Source organism: Pseudomonas sp. AL03, from assembly GCF_029960815.1.
GTDB lineage: Bacteria > Pseudomonadota > Gammaproteobacteria > Pseudomonadales > Pseudomonadaceae > Aquipseudomonas.
The window spans coordinates 256,710-277,030 of the sequence record NZ_JASBRE010000003.1 but is presented as its reverse complement, the minus strand read 5'-3'; the positions used below and the strand labels follow the sequence as shown (position 1 = coordinate 277,030).

Here is a 20,321-nt window from a genome sequence, read left to right as displayed (position 1 = left end):
TTCAATTGCGTCGCTGAGTGAACGCCATGGCTACGGGTATGGGTGTCGTTGTTATCGGTCGCAATGAAGGTCCACGTCTGGAACGTTGCCTGGCTTCACTGGTCGGTGCGGCGCAGAAGGTCGTTTATGTCGACTCTGGATCAACGGATGGTTCAGTGCAGATTGCCTTGGCGCTTGGGGTCGCCGTGGTCGAGTTGGATATGACGATTCCCTTTACGGCTGCGCGCGCGCGCAATGAAGGATTCGCCTGTGTGCAACGCTTATTGCCAGCGATGCGTTATGTGCAGTTTGTCGATGGTGATTGCGAGGTTGTCGGTGGCTGGCTGCCCCAGGCACAGGCCTTTCTTGATACACATCCTGACGTCGCGGTGGTCTGTGGACGGCGCCGCGAACGTTTTCCACAGCACTCGGTTTACAACTTACTGTGTGATCTCGAATGGGATACGCCGGTAGGTGAGGCCAGGGCATGTGGTGGCGATGCGCTGATGCGGGCTGACGCCTTCGCCGAAGCGTCCGGGTTTCGACCGGATCTCATTGCCGGGGAAGAGCCTGAATTGTGTATACGTCTGCGTAGGAATGGATGGAAGGTCTGGCGTCTGGGTGAGGAAATGACTTTGCACGATGCCACCATGACCCGGTTCGGCCAATGGTGGCAGCGTACCCTGCGCGGTGGTTACGCCTATGCCGAGGGCGCATTTTTGCATGGGGCGGCACCAGAGCAGCATTGGTTACGTGAGTCGCGCCGTGCCTGGTTCTGGGGATTAGGTGTCCCGCTGGCGACTGTTATCGCGAGTTTGATGTTGGGGTGGTTTGGGCTGCCTCTGCTGCTGGTCTATCCATTGCAGGTCGCGCGCTTGGCCCGCAGGGGCGATAGATCCACGCGCGAAAACTGGCTGCGGGCTTTCTTTCTCGTGCTGGGGAAATTTCCCGAGATGCTCGGGCAAGTCAAGTTTCTTTTGAACAGATTCGGCGCCGGCAAGACGGCGTTGATCGAATACAAGTGAGACTGCGATGAATAATTGGGTGATATTAAAAAGCGTATTGTTTTTACATGCAGGGTATTCGTTAAGAGCGTTGAATAATAAGTTTAAAATGCTGATTTTAGTCGTAAAAAACTGGTCTGAACTAAAATTGTTTTTCTGGCGCATGTCGAACGCTCTTGGGAAGTCCGGTGTTGAGCAGTTGGGCGGGGATTGTGTGGGTGTTGTTCATTGGCCATACATCAGTAGAAGCTGGAGTTCTCAGAATAAACTTAGCGTATTAGCCTCGCATTACGAAGTCGTCACCAAAAGCTGTCCGCAGCTGTTGCTGCTGGGGCGAAATAAAAGTTTGATGTTGAGCGATTTATCGGCGTTCGCGGCGGGTTGTTCCTTGGTTCTGGATCGTCCGGTATGGTTCATGCGTGAAGGGGAGTTGGTGTTGAACCTGTTTCAGGGCGATTTACGTATTGCATCAATAGCATTCACCTTGTGTCGCACGGACACTGAGTTGTGCATTTTTATCGGTGCAGTTCAAGGAATACACAAAGGCGTGGAGAGTGATCGGTCCTTGAGTATTTATAGGGACCTGACAAAAGATTTTGAAGGTCTTCGGCCAAGAAGTTTTCTGATTGAAGTGATTAAATATATTGCAATCAATATTGGTGTTGGGAGGATTTATGCGGTAGGGGATGGGTATCGTCATCATCGTCATCCGTACTTCGGTGCTGAAAAAGCTAAAGAGCTTGCGGCCAATTATGATTTGATCTGGCTGGAGCATGGAGCGACTCCGTCAGAGCGCGAAGATTTTTTTGAGATTCCCATGGTCCCGTCCAAGAAGGCGCTTGAAAGTATTCCTTCAAAAAAACGCGCCATGTACCGCAGACGTTACGAACTTCTAGATGATACTTTTAAAAAAATAGACAACGTGTTGGTAGGCAGTTATAGCAGCCACCGTGTTGCGAATTGATGTTCCTGTTACCTGTACTGCTGTGGGATTACCTGCAGTAATAATCCACCGCAACGACAACTAAGCTTGGTTCCTATGCGTATCGCGTATTTCATCAATCAATACCCCAAGGTCAGCCATAGCTTCATTCGTCGCGAGATTTTGGCGTTAGAGCGTCTGGGCTTTGTGGTGCAGCGCATTGCTCTGCGTGGCTGGGATGCCGAGTTGGTGGATGCCGAGGACGTGTCCGAACGCAGTAAAACGTGTTATGTGCTGCAGGGCGGAGTCAAAGGCCTGTTAGTGCCTGCGCTGCAGGTGCTGCGCGCCCAGCCGCGACGCTTTTTTTCGGCGCTGTGGCTGGCGCTACGCATGGGCCGGCGTGCCGATCGACCCTGGCCGTACCATGTGGTCTATTTGTTTGAGGCATGTCGCGTGCTGTCTTGGTTGCAGGCTTTCGGCGCCGAGCATGTGCACGCGCATTTCGGCACTAACTCAACCGAGGTGGTGATGCTGGCCAATGCACTCGGCGGGCCAGCGTACAGCTTTACCGTGCACGGCCCGGAAGAGTTCGACAAACCACAGTTCATTCATTTGGGCGAGAAAGTCCGGCGCGCGGCTTTTGTCGCGGCGATCAGTTCTTATGGGCGCAGCCAGCTGTTTCGCTGGGTGGCTCACGCGCACTGGCCAAGGGTAAAGGTGGTGCACTGTGGGCTGGAGCGGGCGTTTCACGATGTGCCGGCCGTTGCCGTCCCATCCGCGCCGCGGTTGGTTTGCGTGGGTCGTTTGTGTGAGCAGAAGGGACAACTGTTGTTGCTTGAGGCCGCCCGCATCCTGGCAGCGCAAAACGTGGAGTTCGAGATAGTACTGGCCGGCGATGGGGAAATGCGTGCGCCAATCGAAGCCCTGATTGCACAGCATGGCTTGCAGGCGCAGGTGCGAATTACCGGCTGGATCAGCAGCGAACAGGTGCGTGCGGAAATTCTTGCGGCGCGGGCCTTGGTGTTGCCAAGCTTCGCCGAGGGCTTGCCGGTGGTCATCATGGAAGCCATGGCGTTGCGCCGACCTGTGCTGACGAGCTATGTGGCGGGCATTCCCGAGTTAGTGCGACAGGGTGAGAACGGTTGGTTGTTTCCCGCTGGAGCTGTCGATGAGTTGGCGGCGGCGCTGGCGAACTGCCTCGCGCAACCTGTCGAGGTGTTGCAGCGGATGGGCGAGGCGGCTTATCAGAGAGTGCTGGAGCGCCACGACATCGATACTGAAGTGGCCAAGTTGGCTAATTTGTTTAGGGCGCAAGCATGATCACGTTACTTAGTTGGCTGTTCAGCTCACTGCTGATACTCATCCTCCTGCCGGTGTTGGTGCTGTTTGTGCAGGTGCTGATGGCCTGCCTGCCTGCGCGATCGCGCTCGTCGGCGCAAGGATCGCGACCTCGGGTGGCGGTGTTGATACCGGCACACAATGAATCCTCGATCATCGTCGCGACATTAAACAGCATTCGGCCGCAGCTGCTTTTGGGTGATCGACTATTGGTGGTGGCGGATAATTGTTCTGACGACACGGCCGCGCTGGCCCGCACGGCGGGCGCCGAGGTGGTGGAGCGCAGCAATGATCAGCAGCGTGGCAAGGGTTATGCGCTGGACTGTGGGGTGCATCATTTAGCGAGCGACGCGCCGGACGTCATGATTGTTATCGATGCGGATTGCCAGGTGGCTGAGGGTTCTATCGAGCGTTTGGCAATCTGTTGCATCGATTCAGGGCGGCCAGCGCAAGCACTTAATTTAATGCGTGCTCCAGCAGGTTCCGGGTTAAAAGTCCGGCTTGCCGAGTTTGCCTGGTGTGTGAAGAATCGGGTGCGGCCGCATGGTTGGACGAGGCTTGGTTTGCCCTGTCAGTTAATGGGCACGGGAATGGCTTTAGTCTGGCGGGATCTGACTTTGATCAATTTAGCCAGTGGCCACATTGTTGAAGATTTGAAGATGGGCCTGGATTTTTGCCGAAGCGGCAAGCCGCCTTTTTTTTGCCCCGATGCTCTGGTGACCAGTTATTTTCCGCGCAGCGATGAAGGCTTAACTACTCAGCGTACGCGCTGGGAACATGGTCATCTAGGGGTCATTCTTGGTGATGCGCCAAAGCTGGTAGTAGAGTCGATTACTCGGCGTAACTGGAGCCTGCTGGCTATGACGGTGGATTTATGGGTGCCTCCATTGGCCTTACTGACTTTAGTGTTGGGGGCGTTCTTTAGCCTGTCATGGCTAGTATTTATGCTCGGCGGTGCTTTGGTGCCCGCATTGATAGCTTCTGTCGGGGTGGCAATATTGAGCGTGACTATCTTGTTGGCCTGGAGCCAATTTGGTCGCGGGATCATCTCTTTTTCGGCCTTGTTGTATGCGCCGTTCTACGCGCTGAAGAAAATCCCTCTGTACATAGGTTTTGTGCTTAAGCGCCAAGTTGAATGGGTGCGGTCCAAGCGAGATGACATTTAATGCGTGTTTTGGCTTGGCGGCACAACTGGCAAACGATTATCCAGAAACTTAGGGTGGTCAGTGATGTGGGTGATGAACAAGGATTGATTGACGCTTTATCCAAGACTGAGTCGACGACGGTGCTTGGATTCGTCAATGCCCATGCCATGAACTTGGTGGCGGGTAACCCTGATTACTATAACGCGCTGTCGGCTGCTGACGTGTTATTACGGGATGGCTCTGGCATGGCGATCCTGTTTCGTCGATTCGGCTTAGCGCCGGGGCTAAATATGAATGGCACCGATTTCATCCCCAAATTACTGGCAGCGTTCAAGGGCCGGCGCGTGGCTTTCTGGGGTACTGAAGAGCCCTTTCTCGCCAATGCGGTGCAGCGTAGCGAAGCGATATTTGCGGTAAATGTCGTCTCTGCTCACCATGGTTTTGCTGAGGTGGATGCCTACATAAACCTTGCCCGGCAGTTGCAGCCAGAATTGGTGGTGCTGGGGATGGGCATGCCCAAGCAAGAAGCTGTTGCTGCCAGGTTAGCCGCCAGCGGCGTGCCATGTCTGGTCGTGTGCGGAGGGGCGATTCTGGATTTTCTCGGCGGCAAGGTGACTCGTGCTCCGCAATGGGTGCGTCGTCTCGGTTGTGAGTGGGTGTTCAGGCTAATCGGTGAACCAAAGCGATTATTCAGTCGCTATGTGGTGGGTAATCCGATGTTCTTGTTGCGCACATTGATCTACAGGGATTCCTGACGTTACAGGTATTTGACGCCTGGCTGGCGCCTTAAAAAACACGTCTGAAGTATCTTGCAAAACCCCGGCGTTGCACCTTTACTCAGGTTGGAATTATCGACTTGACGGGTACTCAGCTGTCGAGCTTTCATTTCGAGTAGTTAGGTTATTGATTTGTAAACTCAAATGGCCCTTCCTTGAATTGTACTGATAACCAAATGAAAAAATACATAACAGCATTCATGCGTAAGTTAATATCTCCTTCAATTCGCTTTGAGCTAAGGAAAGCTGTCGCCTGGCTGCGAGATATACGTGGGAGGGCATGTTTTTGGCGCTGGGAAGTTGCCAGGTTCAAACTGCGAGAAGACAGCACCCATGACATTCTCTATGTGGGCAGGAAAACACAGCGGGAATTTGTGAAGGTTCTACTGGGCGCTGAATCTCAAGCGGTTGATAGCCCGTTCAAGTTGGATAACTCAGACCGGACGGTGTGGGTCAGTGAAATGCCGACCTTGGGTGCATTGTACGTCCCTCAATATTTGAGTGCTGTCGTTCCGCTGAGCAGGTCAATTGAGGATATTACGGCCAGGTACAATACCGAGTTACGTCGAAATCTGCGCAAGAATCGGCTGCGCTATCGTATGAAACAGGCCTTGAACGATGACGAAATTGAAATCGCAGATCGGGAAATGCTTAAGCCCTATGCCAGCGCCAGGCATGGAGCATCCGCCTCTCAAATTGAATCGCATGAGGTTCAAAGGGTGGCAAAAAATGCCGGGCGGCTCGATCTAGTTCTGTTGGAGGATGAAATTGTTGCGTGCCATCTTGGGTGCGTAATTACCCGGGCAGGAAAACGCTACTGGAGCACGGTCCGTTTCGGCTATCCCAATGTTGTATTTTCAGATGCTAAAAAGTTACGTGAAATTAACTCGATTACCACGTTCATGGCGCTTGAGTGGGCGATAGAAAATGGTTTTGATTATTATGATATCGGAACTTGCCTGGCACGCCCGGACGACGGACTTCTCGAGTGGAAAAGACGGCGTGGCGGTAATGTAGATACGCTGGGCAACCACGGCTATTTCTTTGTTCGACTGCCCAAGGAGGGCGCAGCCCAATTTCTTTGGGAGACACCTCTATTTGCTGTCGAAGGCAAAAAGCTGACACTTCATCTTGGGTTACCGGACGGGCCGAGTGATGAGGAGGTCGCGGGGCGATATCGTGAAATGGGTTTTGGTGGACTATTCAAAATATACCTTCATTGTTCCAGACAACCGGAAGAGGTACTTCTCGACACCTTGCGCAGCCGCTACGCTCATCTGACATTACTCCCTGTCCTGGAAACTATTGTATCCACCTGAATAGGTTGCTGATTTAAAGAAGTGCGGTTGACGTGTTTGGCCTTGAACGCTGTTTTTGTATAACCACATTATGGCGGGGTGGATATGTCGGAATGTAATGCATTGACCCGTGGCGGCCAATCACAGTGGAGCCTTGCTGCGTATAAACACATTCTTAAAACACGACTTATACGGAAACCGTCGTTAACGCTGCAAAGTCTAGCCGTGAAAGCGTGGGAAATTGCTCCAGGCGAAATCTCGATGGCTCCACCCGCTTTTTTCCTTCCCGATCAGCTCGAACGTGTGACGGGATGGGCAGGGGAGCTTTTTTATCCTTACGAGCATCCCCGTCGCACAATGGAAGGAGTCGGGTGTGTTGAACATGGGCCAACACGAGGCTACCTGCTTAAAGATGTCTGGTTAATTGATGGCACCCTCTACAAAGGTACTGCCAAATCTTCGTTGTCGCCTAGAGCTGGATGGTTACCAAAGATTCGTGTAGAAAACGAAATTGATCGCGGTGCGATGTACTGTACGGCGGGAGGGAACAAATGGTTTGGCTCGTGGTTAATGGATGATTGTATAACCTATCCAATAGCATGCGACGAAGGCGTTCCGGTGACGACGGCACTGTCTGCCAACCTTGTTTCCACCGTTACAACCGGCATACTTCACGCCCCCGGATATGAGGACTTGCTTGGTATGACGCCGGTTCGTTTACGTAACGCATTTTTTCGTGAGCTCGTGATCTTTGACGATCTATGTCAAAACCGACATAAGCACATGCGTTTTCGTGTGATGGGTGAAAAGTTGCTCTCACACGTAAAAATTTGCGATCACCCAGGCGTGTTCATTCTGCGGGGTGGCACGGGTGAATTGCGATTATTACGCAATGAAATAGAACTTGCAGAACGTCTGCGTGAACGCAGAGGTTTTCGCATTATCGATCCTGCGAAATCCGATGTTCCGACTATCGTGGCGGCCTGTGCCGGCGCAAGAACCGTGGTAGGGATTGAGGGGAGTCATCTTATACACGGCGTTAATGTGCTCCGGCCAGGAGGTTCGCTGCTAGTGTTACAGCCCCCTAATCGCTTCCTCTGTTTTTTCAAATATCTAACGGATCGCGATCACCAAAATTTTGGTTTTGTGGTCGGTACGCCAGAGGGCAATGGCTTTAGTATCGACCCCGATGAGGTTGAACGTACGCTAGATCTATTTCCGTCATGACAGCTATTGAATTCATACCGGGGCAGCATGCCACCCCGGTGTTCTGAGTAATGTCGGGCTAGTAAGCATGTTTGCCGGAGAAGGCAAACACAGTCCGTACAAGAATGACGAAATCGAGCCACAGCGACCAGTTGTTGATGTATTCAATGTCCGAGTCAACACGCCGGATCATCTGATCTATATCCCTCGTTTCACCACGATAGCCACGTACCTGAGCCAGGCCCGTGATGCCCGGTTTAATGTTGTGACGCGCAAAGTAGCCCGAGACGTCGGGCGAGTACTGTACGTCGTGTTGAATAGCGTGCGGGCGAGGCCCCACCAGAGACATTTCCCCCATCAAAACGTTGAACAACTGCGGTAGCTCATCCAGGCTGGTTCGCCGAATAAAGGTTCCCACCCTGGTCATGCGCGGATCATTCTTTTGCGCCTGCTTGACGATGCCGTCTTCCGGCTGATGGTCGACCATGCTTCTGAACTTCCATATCCGAAAAGCTTCTCCACTCCATCCCATGCGTTTCTGACGAAAGAACACGGGCCCGGGGCTATCGACTTTGATGGCAATGGCGACTGCTACCAGAAATGGCGTCGCTAGAACCAAAATGAGAAAGGCCAGGACTTTGTCCTCGAGATTCTTCAAAAACAGACGCATCCCCATCAGCGGAGTTTCAGACAAGGTCAGCACGGGAATGCCGGCAATTTCGCGAACACTGTGGTTGATCAGGCGCAACGAGAAAATATCAGGCACCCAGTTAACAGAAATGTGTTTATCGAACAGCCTTAAATAAACATCCTGGATAACCTCTGAGCCGCCCAGAGGGGTCACGAAATAGACGGTACGAATGGCGTGTTTGATGACTAAGTCATCAAGGTCTGAGATATCACCCAGTATCGCCAGGCGTTGTGCGCCTTCCACAACTTCCTTTCCTCGATCATCGTCCGCGCCAATCAACACACAACCGACGATACGTTCACCCAGCCAGGGATTGTTGCTTATTTTCTTGTGAAGATAGTTGGCCAACTCGCCCGAACCAATGATAAGCGAATTTTCCAATTGCGTCGGGTGGGCCAAAAACTTCTTCTGCATTTCGCGTGTTGCCAGGTGCAAAAGCAGCTGAGCAAAATATCCAATAACAAATAACTCCCCCACCAACAAACGCGAATACTGTTCGCTTTGTTTGGTAAGAAAGGCCATGGCAACTAGAAAACCAAATGTGGCAGTCCAAGCCTTTAAAAGCTTGAAGGCCTTGACGGTAAATCCAACATTACTGTGGTAAATAGCATAGTGGTCGTACACCACGGCCAACGCCCCAAGCAGCAACAGGAGCAGGATGACGTAGTCCTGCGTGATAAAGCCGATATGATAATTGATCAAAAACCACGCAACACCGGTCACCGCAACGCAATCGAGACCGGCCTGAACAACGATACTGGTACTGCTTCTTCGCTGGAGAACGGAACGGGTACTGTTGGGCTCAAAAATCATTTTCAGACCTCATTTGCTTTCCCTCGCGCTCAATGATGAAGAGAATCAGTTGAATTGCCCACGCTTGATAGCGTTATCGTCACCGGCAAGCTACTCATACTTTTGATAAGCCCCTTCACCATCGAAATTAGCAGACTTGGGAGAATCTGGTGACGTGCTCTCACTTTAGCACCACTGTGCAATCATTCACTCAATCGACACGGTTTCAGTCAACCTTCTGCGAAACGTCGAGCTGCTGGGGCTTGACGCCAGAGTTCAAGACTGTCGCTAACGCTTGAGAAGACAATGGGCAAGGCCCACCGCGGCGTCTGCCGTCAGTGCTCTGTCAGTGGTCGGGATTATTCGCAGAGAGGCTGGGCGCGCAGCGATCACTGGGTGTTCGGGAGTGCTTGTTTAAAAGCGTTTGGTGGTGTCACCGGTCTATTAACTTGCGCACAACCTAACCGAATAGCCCTGCCCGTGGGCGTGCGGTCATTGAGGCTTATACCGAGCTGGAATCGGTGTGCATTGCGCACTGATTCCATCGTGGTAAAACGAGACGGCGCCCGCAATGGGCGCCGTCAGCGTTTGGGTCGATCAGACGCGTTCGAACAACACGGCGATGCCCTGGCCGCCGCCGATGCACATGGTCGCCAGAGCATAACGGCCCTGAACACGGTGCAGTTCGTGAATGGCCTTGGTGGCGATAATCGCGCCGGTAGCACCCACGGGATGCCCCAGCGAGATCCCCGAACCATTGGGGTTGACCTTCTCCGGGTCGAAGCCCAGTTCCTGTGCCACGGCACACGCCTGGGCAGCGAATGCTTCGTTGGACTCGATGACATCCAGGTCGGCAATGGTCAGGCCGGCGCGTTTGAGGACCAGGCGGGTCGCGGGAATCGGTCCTAATCCCATCAGTTCAGGCTCAACACCGGCATGGGCGTAACCGACCAGTCGGGCCATCGGCTTGAGGTCGTGCTCGCGAACCATCTGACCTGTGGCCATGATCAGTGCGCCGGCACCATCATTTAGTCCCGACGCGTTGCCGGCGGTGACGCTGCCGTCTTTTTTGAACGCAGGTTTCATCTTGCCCAATTGCTCGGCACTGACATCTGCCCGGACATGCTCGTCCGTCGCAAACGTTACAGTACCTTTGCGAGACGCCACTTCGATCGGCACGATCTGCTCGATGAACCGGCCTTCGGCAATGGCCCGGGCAGCCCGTTGTTGGCTGACCTGCGCCAGTTCATCCTGGGCCTGGCGAGTGATGCCATAGCGTTCGGCGATATTTTCCGCGGTGATACCCATATGGAAACCGGCAAACGGATCGTGCAGAGCACCGAGCATGTAGTCGATGGCTTGCATATCACCCATCCGTGCGCCCCAGCGTGCCTGCGGCAACAGATACGCGCCGCGGCTCATGGACTCGACGCCACCGGCCAATGCAGCACCTGCATCACCCAACATCAAACTTTGCGCGGCGCTGACAATCGCCTGCAAGCCAGAACCGCAGAGGCGGTTGACGTTGAAGGCTGGCGTCTCTTTCGGCAGGCCGGCGTTCATCGCCACCACGCGCGAGATGTAGGCGTCACGTGCTTCCGTCGGGATCACATGGCCCATCACTGCGTGACCGATGTGTTCAGGGGCCAACCCTGATCGTTCAATGGCGGCGCGGCAAACGTCAGTCGCTAATTGAATGGGCGGTACATCTTTGAGCGAACCGCCAAAGCTGCCGATGGCCGAGCGGACGGCGCTGATAACAAAAATGTCGGATGGATTCATGCGGGTTCCCCTGGAACAGTCCTGGATTCGATTGTGTTTCAGTACGTTTATTGTAGGGCGAGTCTAGAGTCGGCAACGTTATTGGCCTATGCCAAAACTGCTCAAGGGGGGTGGTGTTTTTTGCCATTTCAGATGAAGTAGATTTTAGATCCACCTGAACACCGCATTGTGCAGCTGCATGATTGTCGCCACGATCGACAGGCCCAGGCCATTGGAGTGGACCGAGCGTTCGCGGGTATTTGGCCGACAGCGCGACGAAGTCCTCGCCAGCGTCCGGTGCCCGGGCCGCGACGTAAACCAATGTGCTGACTTTCGGATGACCCCGGCTTCACTGACCACGGTGACAGCGTAGGAGTGGCCGACCAGCACGGTCGGGCCGTCTTGTTGATCGAGTACGCGTTGGGTGGCGGCGACGTCGTCGGTGACCGAGGTCAACGGGTTTTGCACCGCCGTGACGTGCAAGCCGGCGGCCTGCAACCGGGTGATCACGTCCGACCAGCTCGGGCCATCGGCCCAGGAACCGTACACCAGAACGACGTTGTTGGCCTTGACCGGCGCGATGCTGCTGGCCATGGCGGAACCGGTGCCCAGCATCAACAGGCTGGCGGGATCAGGCAGAGGAAGTAAGGGTGCTGGCTACGCTGACAACGCAACGACACGGTTGTAATGCATGGCTCGCGTGTTTGCATGACTGCCGTACGTCGGAATCGAGGAACGGCCACCCATGAGAAAACTTCCAAACGAAGACTGTCTTTGGGAGTTCGAGCATGAGTGATGATCAAAAGAGGGAAGCCCTCGCGGCCTGGTACCAGCTCCTGAAAGAGCCCGAAATCCGGATGGATGCTGAAGAGCAGTACGACGAATTGCTCAAGGCCGCCGATGAGATGGAACGTACCGGACTCATCAACAGCGTTGAATGGCGCAAGCTGGTTCAAGCGGCGAGCGCGGCTTTTGCAAATGCGACAGAGGGGTTGGGACGAGGCACCTAGTGCTCAACTTCTCTGGCTTGCTGTTCGGCCTGTTGGGCGAACCACTGCATGATCAGCGAGCAGGCTGGATGAGAGGTGGCGGAAGGTTGCAGGTTCAAGGCGTAAATACCCCGGGTCTTCAAGGGGTTGCCGAACGGAACGACGAGCACGCCTCGTTCGATTGATTCGCCTGCCAGGGTCAGGTCAGTCATGGCAACGCCCAGCCCTCGCGCCGCGGCATCGAGCGCCAACTCGTCAAGGTTGAAAGGGATGTGGCGGTAGTCCTCGAGTGACTTGCCGCCATTGGCTGACAGCCACTGGACCCAGTCGTGCTTGTCCGCCGAGCGATGCAACAGCGGGAAACGTACGAGGTCTGCCACCGACTCCAACGGCTGGGCCGTGTTGCCCAGGCCGGGGGCGCAGCCGGTACCAGCGCCTCCTCGAACAAAGTCAGGCAGTCAGGATCGCTGGACGGCTCGGGCAGATAGAGGATGTAGGCGTCGCTGTCGATGGCCGGCTCGACCACTTCCGTGGCCACGGTTTCGATCGACAGCGAAACCTGCGGATGACTTCGATAGAACTCGCTCAACTTTGGCAGGCCCGCAAAAAGCCGATTGGCTGATTGTCGGTGCTGGTATCACCGGGCTGTGCGCTGCTCACACACTCGCGGAAATGCATCCTCAGACGCGGATCGTGATTGTCGACAGGCAACGGGCTGCACAGGGGGCTTCGGTGCGCAATTCGGGCTTCGTGGTGGGTCACGAGCATCCGGTCAAGGATGAGCTGATCGGCAACCCGGGGGTTGCCGGTTTTGAAGTCGATACCTCGATTTCCCGTGCCGCCAGTGACGAAGTGCGCCGGCGCATCGCTCGTCTTGGCATTGAGTGCGAATTAAGTGAATCCGGATACTACTTCGCCGTCAACGATCCTGGCAAGCTGACCGATGTCGCGGCCAAACTGGCAACGCTACGCGCTGTCGGCGCCTCTGCGGACTTTCTGGAAGGTGAGTCGCTGAGCAAAAGACTGGGCACCGCGCATTACCGGGCGGCGATCTGGTGCGGCAACGGCAACGCACTGCTGCAACCCGCGAAATACGTGAAAGGCCTGCTGGATACGCTGCCAGACACGGTGACCCTGTTTGAGAACACCGATATCACCGGCCTGGAGCGTTTGGGTAAAGGGCGTATTCGCGCCAATGGCATCGATGGAAGCATTGAGGCCAGGCAAGTCCTGGTGTGCCTGAACGCGTTCATCCCGCGCTCAGGGATAGAGGACAGCGGGACGTTCCCGATGGAACTCAGCGCCAGCCTCACACGACCACTCAGCGATGCGGAGTTCAAGTCCTTCGGTGCAGTTGAGCCTTGGGGCGTGCTGTCCACCCGGCCACTGGGCGCCACGGTGCGACTGACCCCGGACCGCCGCGTGATGATCCGCAACACCGCGGAATACCGCTCTCGGGATTTATCCGACAGTGAGCTTCTGCACCGTCGCAAACACCATGTGCTCGGCTTGCAACGCCGTTTTCCGTGGTTGACCGAGCAGGACATTCAATACACCTGGACCGGACACTTGAGCGCTTCGCGCACCGGGCAACCGTATTTTGCCAAGGTCGACGAAGGCGTGTTTGCGGTGGCCGGCTGCAATGGTTCGGGCGTTGCACGCGGCACCCTTTGGGGGCGCTTGCTCGCCGAACTGGCGTCGGGTGCCAGCTCGTCCATCCTCGAATCGGTGATGCGCAGGGCTCAGCCGGGCTGGCTGCCGCCGCGTCCCTTGCTCGATATCGGTGCCATGCTTCGAATGCGCGTGGAGGCGGTCAGGGCCAAAACAGAAATCTAGAAACCCCGGCGATCAAAAAACAATAAAAACTCATCAAACACACGGTGATTGAACATGCGCGTCAATAACATTTCCCTGATGGTCGTGCTGGCAACATTTTCGGCAGCCGCTTACGCCGACGAAGTCGTCAATATTTCAAACTGGAACGGCTACATCGCCGACGACACCCTGCCCACGTTCAGCAAGGAAACGGGGATCAAGGCAACGTACGACATTCACGACAGCAACGAAGTGCTGGAATCCAAGCTGATGACTGGCAACACCGGCTATGACGTGGTGAGCCCTTCGAACCATTTTCTGTCGCGATTGATAAAAGCCGGGGCCGTTCAAAAGCTCGATAAAAGCCAGCTGCCCAACTGGAAAAACCTTGACCCGGCGCTGATGAAAAAACTCGAGGTCAATGACCTGGGCAACCAATACGGTTATCCATACATGTGGGGCACGGCGGGTATTGGCTACAACGTCGAGAAGATCAAGGCGATCTTCGGCAACACCGATGTCACCCATTCCTGGGATCTGTTTTTTGATGAAAACAACATTAAAAAGCTGAGCCAGTGCGGTGTGGCGATTATCGATAACCCAACGCAGGTCCTGCCGATCACCCTCAATTACCTGGGCCTTCCTTCCCACAGCCATGAGCCTGCGGACTATAAGAAAGCCGAGCAGGCGTTACTCAAGATCAGACCTTACGTCCAGTATTTCCACGCCTCCAAGTACATCAGCGATTTGGCGAACGGCAATGTCTGCGCGGTGATCGGTTTCAATGGCGACATCGTGCAGGCGGCCGCCAGCGCCAAGGAAGCCAACAACGGCATCGACATCGCCTATTCCATCCCTGACGAAGGCTCCACCCTGTGGTTCGACATGGTGGTCATGCCAAAGAGCGCGCCGCACGAGAAGAATGGCTACGCCTACATGAACTACCTGCTGACGCCTCAAGTCATTGCCAACATCAGCAACAGCATCCATTACGCCAACCCCAACCTTGCGGCGGATCAGTATGTTGTTCCGGCCGTGAAGCAGGACCTGGCGATTTACCCGCCGACGAATGTGTTGGACAAGTTGTTCACCGTCGAGGAACTCCCCGCTGCCATTGCACGGTTGACTACCCGTCTGTGGACCAAGTTGAAAACCAATACCTGATGACTGAGGGTGCGCTGGGTGGCTGATTCCAGTCCGCTAACGTAGATCTTGAGTCTGGTGAACATCCTGTGGCGAGGGGGCTTGCCCCCGTTCGCCGGTCCGCGCTCGAGTGCAGCAGTCGTAAAACCATTGCATGCGGTGTATCAGGCACACCTTGGTGGCAGATTTTGGGGGGGGCGCTTCGCGCGCCAACGGGGCGATGCGGCGTCTTAATGGGCTCAAAACTCCCGTCACTTATGCGAAGGTTGTTTACGCGAACATCTAGGTATTAACGCCTCATCCTTGGGTATGAGTGGCTCAGGTGAGGTCCAGGAAGATGAGAAACACCGACCACGCGCTGCTGCGGTCATTGGCATAAGTGTTGGCCATGTACTCGCCTTCCTGGTTTGAACGGGTCCGGTTCTATAGTCGAATGACGATAGCGAATTCGTAGAATGCCGTCTCCCTAACCATGGCCTACGCTTATCCGCAGGCCAATGTTCATTGAGCAGGTTTTTTTTCCTGATCGACGTTCCCCCGGCACCTATAAAAACAATGCAATCGGGAGACAACTCATGTCCGCTTTGTTCCGTCGATTCAGCCGCTGCATCGCAACGGCCGTTACCGTTACCGTTGCTGCGCTCGTGACACCGGCCTTTGCGCTGGACACCGTCAAATTCATGGCCCCAGGTTCTGTGGGTGGCGGTTATGACCAGACCGCCAGGGTCCTGGGGAAAGCCTTGATCGAGGCCAACGCGGCCAAATCCACGACCTTCGAGAACAAGGGCGGAGCAGGGGGGACGTTGGGGCTGGCGCAGTTCGCCAACAGCACCAAGGGCGATCCGGATGCGCTGCTCGTTGTCGGCGCGATCATGGTCGCTGCCATTGAACAGAACAAGCCGCCAATTACCTTGAAGGACGTGACGCCGATTGCCCGGCTTTTTACCGAATACAACGTGATTGCCGTCCGTAAGGAGTCTGAGTTCAAAACCCTGGAGGACTTGCTGAAAGCCTTCAAAGACAAGCCGACCAGTATCGCCTGGGGTGGTGGCTCCAAGGGGTCGATCGATCACATCGGTATTGCCGAGTTGGCCGCTAAAATAGGTGTTCCGGTCAACAAGGTGAATTACGTCGCCTTCGCGGGTGGGGGTGAAGTCGTTGCTCAGGCCTTGGGCGGGCAGATCAAGGTAATCACCGGTGGTTATGCCGAGCTGGGCCAATACATCCGAAACGGCCAGTTCCGTGTACTCGCCATCGGCGCGCCGGAACGCATTGAAGGCATCGATGCACCGACCCTCAAGGAGAAAGGCTACGACGTGACCATCGGCAATTGGCGTGGTGTTTACGGTGCCGCGAATCTCACGCCTGAGCAGCGCAAAGCAGTGACCGACGCCGTCGTGGCCGCTGCCAACAGCAAGGTCTGGAAAGAAAATATCGACACCAACAAATGGTCACCCAACATTCTGACCGGCGATGAGTTCGGCAAATTTGTCGACGAAGAGCACGTGCGGCTGCGTGCGATGCTGGTCGAAGTCGGGCTGATCTCGAAATGACCCAGCCTCGCGCAATAGTGCCGGTACAACTGGCGATCGGCGCCGCAGTGATAGCCATCAGCGCAATGTTGGCGTTCGGCGCGTTTCGGTTTCCTCCCGAAATGGGGTTCGTCATCCTGGGGGCCCACGTCTATCCGTACGCCGTCGCGGTGTTCCTGGGGGGCGTCGGTCTGTTGCTGTGTTATCAGGCAATCACCGGTGGTTTGCGCGAGTTGGCAGACCACAGCGACGAATCTGCCAAAGCGCTGCCCGGCGGCAAACTCGGCGCAGCCTGGGTAACTGCGGGGCTTGTGGGGGTGGCCATGCTGATCAACCTCATCGGGTTCGTCTTGGCGGCCGCGCTGCTGTTCACCTGTTCGGCACGGGGTTTTGGCAGTCGCCGTCCGGTGCGCGACCTCGCCATTGGCATGGCCTTGACCCTGCCGATTTACTGGCTGTTCAACGCCGGGCTAGGGGTTTCCCTGCCGCCCCTTGTCAACGCCTGGATCTGACCCGGGCCGAAGGAGGTCAACAAGGTGGAAACTCTCGCGAACCTGGCCATTGGTTTTTCCGCTGCGCTGACACCGATCAATTTGATGTGGGGCTTTATCGGCTGTTTGCTCGGCACCGCCATTGGTGTCTTGCCGGGTATTGGACCGGCGCTGACCGTTGCGCTGCTGCTGCCGATTACCGCCAAGGTCGATCCAACGGGCGCCTTGATCATGTTCGCCGGTATCTATTACGGCGCGCAGTTTGGCGGCTCCACCACCTCTATTCTGCTCAATACGCCCGGTGAATCTTCCTCCATGGTCACGGCCTTGGAAGGCAATCTCATGGCCCGCAATGGTCGGGCGGGGCCGGCCTTGGCAACGGCTGCGATAGGCTCATTTGTGGCCGGCACCATCGCGACGGTGTTGCTGACCCTGTTTGCCCCCATTGTCGCCACGCTGGCGCTCAAGTTTGGTCCTGCAGAGTATTTCGCGATTCTGGTGCTGTCCTTCACGACGGTGTCTGCGGTACTCGGCGCTTCAATGCTGCGCGGTTTCGCCTCGCTCGGGATTGGATTGACCATCGGCTTGATTGGCCTGGACTCGACCTCGGGCATTGCCCGCTACACCTTGGAGGTGCCGGAGTTGGTTGATGGCATCGAAGTCGTGCTCGTGGCGGTCGGGTTGTTTGCAGTGGGCGAGGCCTTGTACAGCCTGCTTTATCAAAAGGAAGAAGCGACCGGTCGGCACCGCTTGACCTCGCTGTGGATGACGCGCTCTGACTGGAAACGATCGGTTCCCGCCTGGCTACGGGGCACGTTGATCGGTTTTCCATTCGGCTCGATTCCGGCTGGTGGCGCTGAAATTCCGACGTTCCTGTCCTATTCGGCGGAACGCAAACTGAGCAAATACCCGAAAGAGTTTGCTGGCAGCAAGGGCGAGGGCGCGATTGAGGGGGTTGCCGGTCCCGAGGCGGCCAACAACGCGAGCGCGACGGGTTCTTTGGTACCGCTGCTGACGCTCGGCATACCGACGTCCGCCACTGCGGCGATTCTGTTGGCCGCGTTCCAGAACTACAGCCTGCAACCGGGGCCGATGCTTTTCCAGACGTCGGGGGAGTTGGTTTGGACCCTGCTGGCCTCGCTGTATATCGGCAACGTGATCCTGTTAGTGTTGAACCTCCCGTTGGTGGGCCTTTGGGTCAAGCTTCTGCAAATTCCTCGGCCGTACCTGAACGCCGGCATTCTGGTGTTTGCCACCATCGGCGTGTACGGCATGCGCCATTCTTCCTTCGATCTGTTGCTGATGCTGGCGATTGGTTGGGGCGGCGTGCTGATGCGCCGTTTCGATTTTCCCGTCGCGCCCGTGATCGTCGGCATGCTGCTCGGGCCCATGGCTGAGAAGCAGCTGCGCAACGCCTTGTCCATCAGCGAGGGAGACTGGCTGGTATTTGTGACGCAACCCATTGCAGCCTCGTTCCTCGCGCTAACGCTGCTGGTGCTGGTGGTCCCGCATCTGCTTCACGCTCGCGGTATCAAGTTGCATGAGGACGACTGAGCGGCTTGCAGCAATTGCCAGCACAGCCTGCCGGGAAGGCAGGCCGCACAGGGTGTTTTGGTTAAACCAGAGTGATCGTGACGTCGATGTTGCCACGGGTCGCTTTGGAGTACGGGCACCTCTGGTGGGCGCCATCCACCACCGCCCGTGCGACAGCAGGGTCCAGGCCCGGAAGGCTTACATTGAGGCGCGCCTGCAGGTTTGCGACGCCACCCACTTTTTCACCTTCATGTACTGCGTATGTGTCCTGATCCGGGGGTTATGTATCGCTGTGTAAGATCGCCAACGAAAATACAGAGCGTTACAAATCACCCGGGGCAGCAACGGTCTCGCCGACAGCCGTCGGCGGGACCGCTTTTGACCTCACCATCACCCTCGTTTGGGCAGTTTCCAGTCTGGCCGAATGAAATGGCAGGTGTAACCGTTGGGATAGTGTTCGAGGTAGTCCTGATGTTCCGGCTCTGCTTCCCAGAACGGGCCTGCGGGCAGGATTTCAGTGACGACCTTGTCGGGCCAGAGGCCGGATGCATCAGCGTTGGCCACTGTGTCCTCGGCCACCTGTTTCTGTTCGTCGTCGAGATAGAAGAGTGCTGAGCGGTAGCTCATACCCACATCGTTACCCTGACGATTCTTCGTCGTCGGATCGTGGATCTGGAAGAAAAATTCGAGTATCTGACGATAGGTGATCTGGTCCGGATCGAACACGATCTCGATCGCTTCCGCGTGTGTGCCATGGTTGCGGTAAGTCGCGTTGGGCACATCACCGCCCGAGTAGCCTACCCGCGTGGACACCACGCCGGGGTAGCGTCTTAGCAAATCCTGCATGCCCCAGAAGCAACCACCGGCCAGGATGGCAGTTTCAGTTCGCGTCGTCATAGTACGGTCCCTCCCATCAGTGAATTTAGCTTCGCCGCATTGATCATAACCACGATTCAGCAACACGGCGGTCCAGCGCTTCCCAATCAGCCATGCCCAACACCCAGGTCGTGTCGAGGGCCCGCAGATAACCCCTGAGCTGATTGGCTGATGCGCTCACCCCGTCCTGGGCCACTGATCTTCGATTGCGTACCACGGCGCTTTTGAATCGACACATACGTGTTTCTGTTTCTCACTCAAAAACGGCGTATCCAGCGTGCCTATAGCCACTGACATCCACTCCGAAAATGCGCCCTTGGAATCAGACCAGAATAGCGAAGAGCCGCAGTCGCTACAGAACTGTCGGGCGACGCCTTCAGACGAGTGATAGGTTTTCAGCGTTTCGACGCCCGAAATGACCGTAATCGCTGACCTGAGCGCGCTTGCATACGTTGCGAACGCTGCCCCGTGGCCCTTGCGACATTTGCTGCAATGGCAATGGGTAACCGCTTTCAGCTCGGCGGCCACACGATATTTTACTGCGCCGCACAGGCAACTTCCTTGGTGAAGTCCATCCATGTTCATCGTTTCTCAGGTGTCGGTCGCGTCACTGTAGCGGTCTGGTGCGGGGGTTGGCGAGTTGAGTGACGTGTTGCAGTACGTGTTTGGGAAGCTCTTCGGCAAGCACAAGGTCGCGCCGCTGGTGAGTCCGTCAAAAACGGTGGAGGGGCTGGTGGGTGGAGGCCTGTCTTGCAACACTGATTGGCGGGTGCATGTTCTGGATGACCCCCTTCAGCTCCTGGCAGTCACTGATGATGTCGTTCGTCATCGTGGTGATGGGTTTCCTGGGTGGGTTGGTCATGTCGGCGATCAAACGCAGTTTGAGCGCCAAGGACTGGGGGACCATGATCAAAGGCCACGGCGGCATGCTCGACCGGATGGACTCGATTTGCTTCGCGGCGCCGATCTTCTTTCACCTCACGCGATACTTCTTCTCTGCTGCTTGATCAGGGGGCAATCAAAACCGGCA

Annotated in this window: 17 protein-coding genes and 4 pseudogenes; 14 read left to right on the top strand and 7 right to left on the bottom strand. The window is 55.8% G+C overall.

The window, feature by feature from the left end; genetic code table 11:
- Positions 1-26: 26 nt before the first annotated feature.
- The 7 genes from QK293_RS05255 (at position 27) to QK293_RS05225 (ending at position 7,689) form a co-directional block, all read left to right on the top strand.
- The gene (locus tag QK293_RS05255) at positions 27-1,004 is read left to right on the top strand and encodes a glycosyltransferase family A protein (protein WP_282376036.1); all 978 of its coding nucleotides are present in this window, start codon (positions 27-29) and stop codon (positions 1,002-1,004) included.
- Between the two features lie 7 nt (positions 1,005-1,011).
- A complete protein-coding gene (locus tag QK293_RS05250) occupies positions 1,012-1,947 on the top strand; it encodes a DUF535 family protein (RefSeq protein ID WP_282376035.1) in 936 nt (311 codons plus the stop codon).
- Between the two features lie 75 nt (positions 1,948-2,022).
- Positions 2,023-3,225, top strand: coding sequence for a glycosyltransferase (locus QK293_RS05245; protein ID WP_282376034.1), 1,203 nt, complete (start codon positions 2,023-2,025; stop codon positions 3,223-3,225).
- Positions 3,222-4,409: a glycosyltransferase gene (locus QK293_RS05240; protein ID WP_282376033.1), complete on the top strand. Its 1,188-nt coding sequence runs from the start codon at positions 3,222-3,224 to the stop codon at positions 4,407-4,409. Before QK293_RS05245 ends, QK293_RS05240 begins: the two co-directional genes overlap by 4 nt.
- On the top strand, positions 4,409-5,143 hold the full coding sequence (locus tag QK293_RS05235; RefSeq protein ID WP_282376032.1) for a WecB/TagA/CpsF family glycosyltransferase: 735 nt from the start codon (positions 4,409-4,411) through the stop codon (positions 5,141-5,143). The genes QK293_RS05240 and QK293_RS05235 overlap by 1 nt, the downstream gene beginning before the upstream one ends.
- 197 nt (positions 5,144-5,340) lie before the next feature.
- Positions 5,341-6,483 (top strand): hypothetical protein, encoded by a 1,143-nt coding sequence (locus QK293_RS05230; RefSeq protein ID WP_282376031.1) that lies wholly within the window; start codon positions 5,341-5,343, stop codon positions 6,481-6,483.
- 84 nt (positions 6,484-6,567) lie between these two features.
- Positions 6,568-7,689, top strand: coding sequence for a glycosyltransferase family 61 protein (locus QK293_RS05225; RefSeq protein WP_282376030.1), 1,122 nt, complete (start codon positions 6,568-6,570; stop codon positions 7,687-7,689).
- Between the two features lie 58 nt (positions 7,690-7,747).
- On the opposite strand, the gene QK293_RS05220 is transcribed toward QK293_RS05225, so the two are convergent.
- The 3 genes and pseudogenes from QK293_RS05220 to QK293_RS05210 all read right to left on the bottom strand — a co-directional run.
- Complete coding sequence (locus QK293_RS05220) at positions 7,748-9,172, bottom strand: undecaprenyl-phosphate glucose phosphotransferase (protein ID WP_282376027.1); 1,425 nt, start codon at positions 9,170-9,172, stop codon at positions 7,748-7,750.
- A 576-nt stretch (positions 9,173-9,748) separates the two neighbouring features.
- Positions 9,749-10,933: an acetyl-CoA C-acyltransferase family protein gene (locus tag QK293_RS05215; protein ID WP_282376026.1), complete on the bottom strand. Its 1,185-nt coding sequence runs from the start codon at positions 10,931-10,933 to the stop codon at positions 9,749-9,751.
- A gap of 232 nt (positions 10,934-11,165) precedes the next feature.
- A pseudogene (locus QK293_RS05210) lies at positions 11,166-11,506 on the bottom strand (alpha/beta fold hydrolase); the annotation flags it as partial.
- Positions 11,507-11,700: 194 nt separating this feature from the next.
- Here QK293_RS05210 and QK293_RS05205 point away from each other — a divergent pair.
- Entirely contained in the window at positions 11,701-11,922 is a 222-nt protein-coding gene (locus tag QK293_RS05205; RefSeq protein ID WP_282376025.1) for a hypothetical protein, read from the top strand.
- Here the strand turns inward: QK293_RS05205 and QK293_RS05200 are convergent.
- A pseudogene (locus QK293_RS05200) lies at positions 11,919-12,499 on the bottom strand (LysR substrate-binding domain-containing protein); the annotation flags it as partial. The gene QK293_RS05205 and the pseudogene QK293_RS05200 sit on opposite strands and share 4 nt — an antisense overlap.
- On the opposite strand from QK293_RS05200, the gene QK293_RS05195 reads away from it, so the two are divergent.
- From QK293_RS05195 to QK293_RS05175, 5 genes are all read left to right on the top strand, one after another.
- Positions 12,493-13,737, top strand: a complete 1,245-nt coding sequence (locus tag QK293_RS05195; RefSeq protein WP_282376024.1) for an FAD-binding oxidoreductase — start codon at positions 12,493-12,495, stop codon at positions 13,735-13,737. The pseudogene QK293_RS05200 and the gene QK293_RS05195 sit on opposite strands and share 7 nt — an antisense overlap.
- A gap of 54 nt (positions 13,738-13,791) precedes the next feature.
- On the top strand, positions 13,792-14,880 hold the full coding sequence (locus QK293_RS05190) for a polyamine ABC transporter substrate-binding protein (protein WP_282376023.1): 1,089 nt from the start codon (positions 13,792-13,794) through the stop codon (positions 14,878-14,880).
- Between the two features lie 554 nt (positions 14,881-15,434).
- Complete coding sequence (locus QK293_RS05185) at positions 15,435-16,412, top strand: tripartite tricarboxylate transporter substrate-binding protein (RefSeq protein WP_282376022.1); 978 nt, start codon at positions 15,435-15,437, stop codon at positions 16,410-16,412.
- Positions 16,409-16,903 carry a tripartite tricarboxylate transporter TctB family protein gene (locus QK293_RS05180; RefSeq protein ID WP_282376021.1) on the top strand — a complete coding sequence of 165 codons (495 nt, stop codon included), beginning with the start codon at positions 16,409-16,411 and terminating at the stop codon, positions 16,901-16,903. Before QK293_RS05185 ends, QK293_RS05180 begins: the two co-directional genes overlap by 4 nt.
- 24 nt (positions 16,904-16,927) lie before the next feature.
- Positions 16,928-18,436, top strand: a complete 1,509-nt coding sequence (locus QK293_RS05175) for a tripartite tricarboxylate transporter permease (protein WP_282376020.1) — start codon at positions 16,928-16,930, stop codon at positions 18,434-18,436.
- A 61-nt stretch (positions 18,437-18,497) separates the two neighbouring features.
- Here QK293_RS05175 and QK293_RS05170 read toward each other — a convergent pair.
- From QK293_RS05170 to QK293_RS05160, 3 genes and pseudogenes are all read right to left on the bottom strand, one after another.
- Positions 18,498-18,635, bottom strand: a pseudogene (locus QK293_RS05170) (peroxiredoxin); the annotation flags it as partial.
- 170 nt (positions 18,636-18,805) lie between these two features.
- Entirely contained in the window at positions 18,806-19,312 is a 507-nt protein-coding gene (msrA, locus tag QK293_RS05165; RefSeq protein ID WP_282376019.1) for a peptide-methionine (S)-S-oxide reductase MsrA, read from the bottom strand.
- 156 nt (positions 19,313-19,468) lie between these two features.
- On the bottom strand, positions 19,469-19,870 hold the full coding sequence (locus QK293_RS05160) for a GFA family protein (RefSeq protein ID WP_282376018.1): 402 nt from the start codon (positions 19,868-19,870) through the stop codon (positions 19,469-19,471).
- Between the two features lie 52 nt (positions 19,871-19,922).
- On the opposite strand from QK293_RS05160, the pseudogene QK293_RS05155 reads away from it, so the two are divergent.
- Positions 19,923-20,298, top strand: a pseudogene (locus QK293_RS05155) (phosphatidate cytidylyltransferase); the annotation flags it as partial.
- Between the last annotated feature and the right edge of the window lie 23 nt (positions 20,299-20,321).

What these genes read in the sequence shown, in the direction of transcription:
- QK293_RS05250 (WP_282376035.1), top strand. Translation starts at nt 1,012, where the DNA reads ATGAATAATTGGGTGATATTAAAAAGCGTATTGTTTTTACATGCAGGG.
- QK293_RS05190 (WP_282376023.1), top strand. Translation starts at nt 13,792, where the DNA reads ATGCGCGTCAATAACATTTCCCTGATGGTCGTGCTGGCAACATTTTCG.
- QK293_RS05185 (WP_282376022.1), top strand. Translation starts at nt 15,435, where the DNA reads ATGTCCGCTTTGTTCCGTCGATTCAGCCGCTGCATCGCAACGGCCGTT.
- QK293_RS05225 (WP_282376030.1), top strand. Translation starts at nt 6,568, where the DNA reads ATGTCGGAATGTAATGCATTGACCCGTGGCGGCCAATCACAGTGGAGC.
- QK293_RS05230 (WP_282376031.1), top strand. Translation starts at nt 5,341, where the DNA reads ATGAAAAAATACATAACAGCATTCATGCGTAAGTTAATATCTCCTTCA.
- QK293_RS05235 (WP_282376032.1), top strand. Translation starts at nt 4,409, where the DNA reads ATGCGTGTTTTGGCTTGGCGGCACAACTGGCAAACGATTATCCAGAAA.
- QK293_RS05240 (WP_282376033.1), top strand. Translation starts at nt 3,222, where the DNA reads ATGATCACGTTACTTAGTTGGCTGTTCAGCTCACTGCTGATACTCATC.
- QK293_RS05160 (WP_282376018.1), bottom strand. Translation starts at nt 19,870, where the DNA reads ATGGATGGACTTCACCAAGGAAGTTGCCTGTGCGGCGCAGTAAAATAT.
- QK293_RS05180 (WP_282376021.1), top strand. Translation starts at nt 16,409, where the DNA reads ATGACCCAGCCTCGCGCAATAGTGCCGGTACAACTGGCGATCGGCGCC.
- QK293_RS05220 (WP_282376027.1), bottom strand. Translation starts at nt 9,172, where the DNA reads ATGATTTTTGAGCCCAACAGTACCCGTTCCGTTCTCCAGCGAAGAAGC.
- msrA (WP_282376019.1), bottom strand. Translation starts at nt 19,312, where the DNA reads ATGACGACGCGAACTGAAACTGCCATCCTGGCCGGTGGTTGCTTCTGG.
- QK293_RS05245 (WP_282376034.1), top strand. Translation starts at nt 2,023, where the DNA reads ATGCGTATCGCGTATTTCATCAATCAATACCCCAAGGTCAGCCATAGC.
- QK293_RS05205 (WP_282376025.1), top strand. Translation starts at nt 11,701, where the DNA reads ATGAGTGATGATCAAAAGAGGGAAGCCCTCGCGGCCTGGTACCAGCTC.
- QK293_RS05255 (WP_282376036.1), top strand. Translation starts at nt 27, where the DNA reads ATGGCTACGGGTATGGGTGTCGTTGTTATCGGTCGCAATGAAGGTCCA.
- QK293_RS05215 (WP_282376026.1), bottom strand. Translation starts at nt 10,933, where the DNA reads ATGAATCCATCCGACATTTTTGTTATCAGCGCCGTCCGCTCGGCCATC.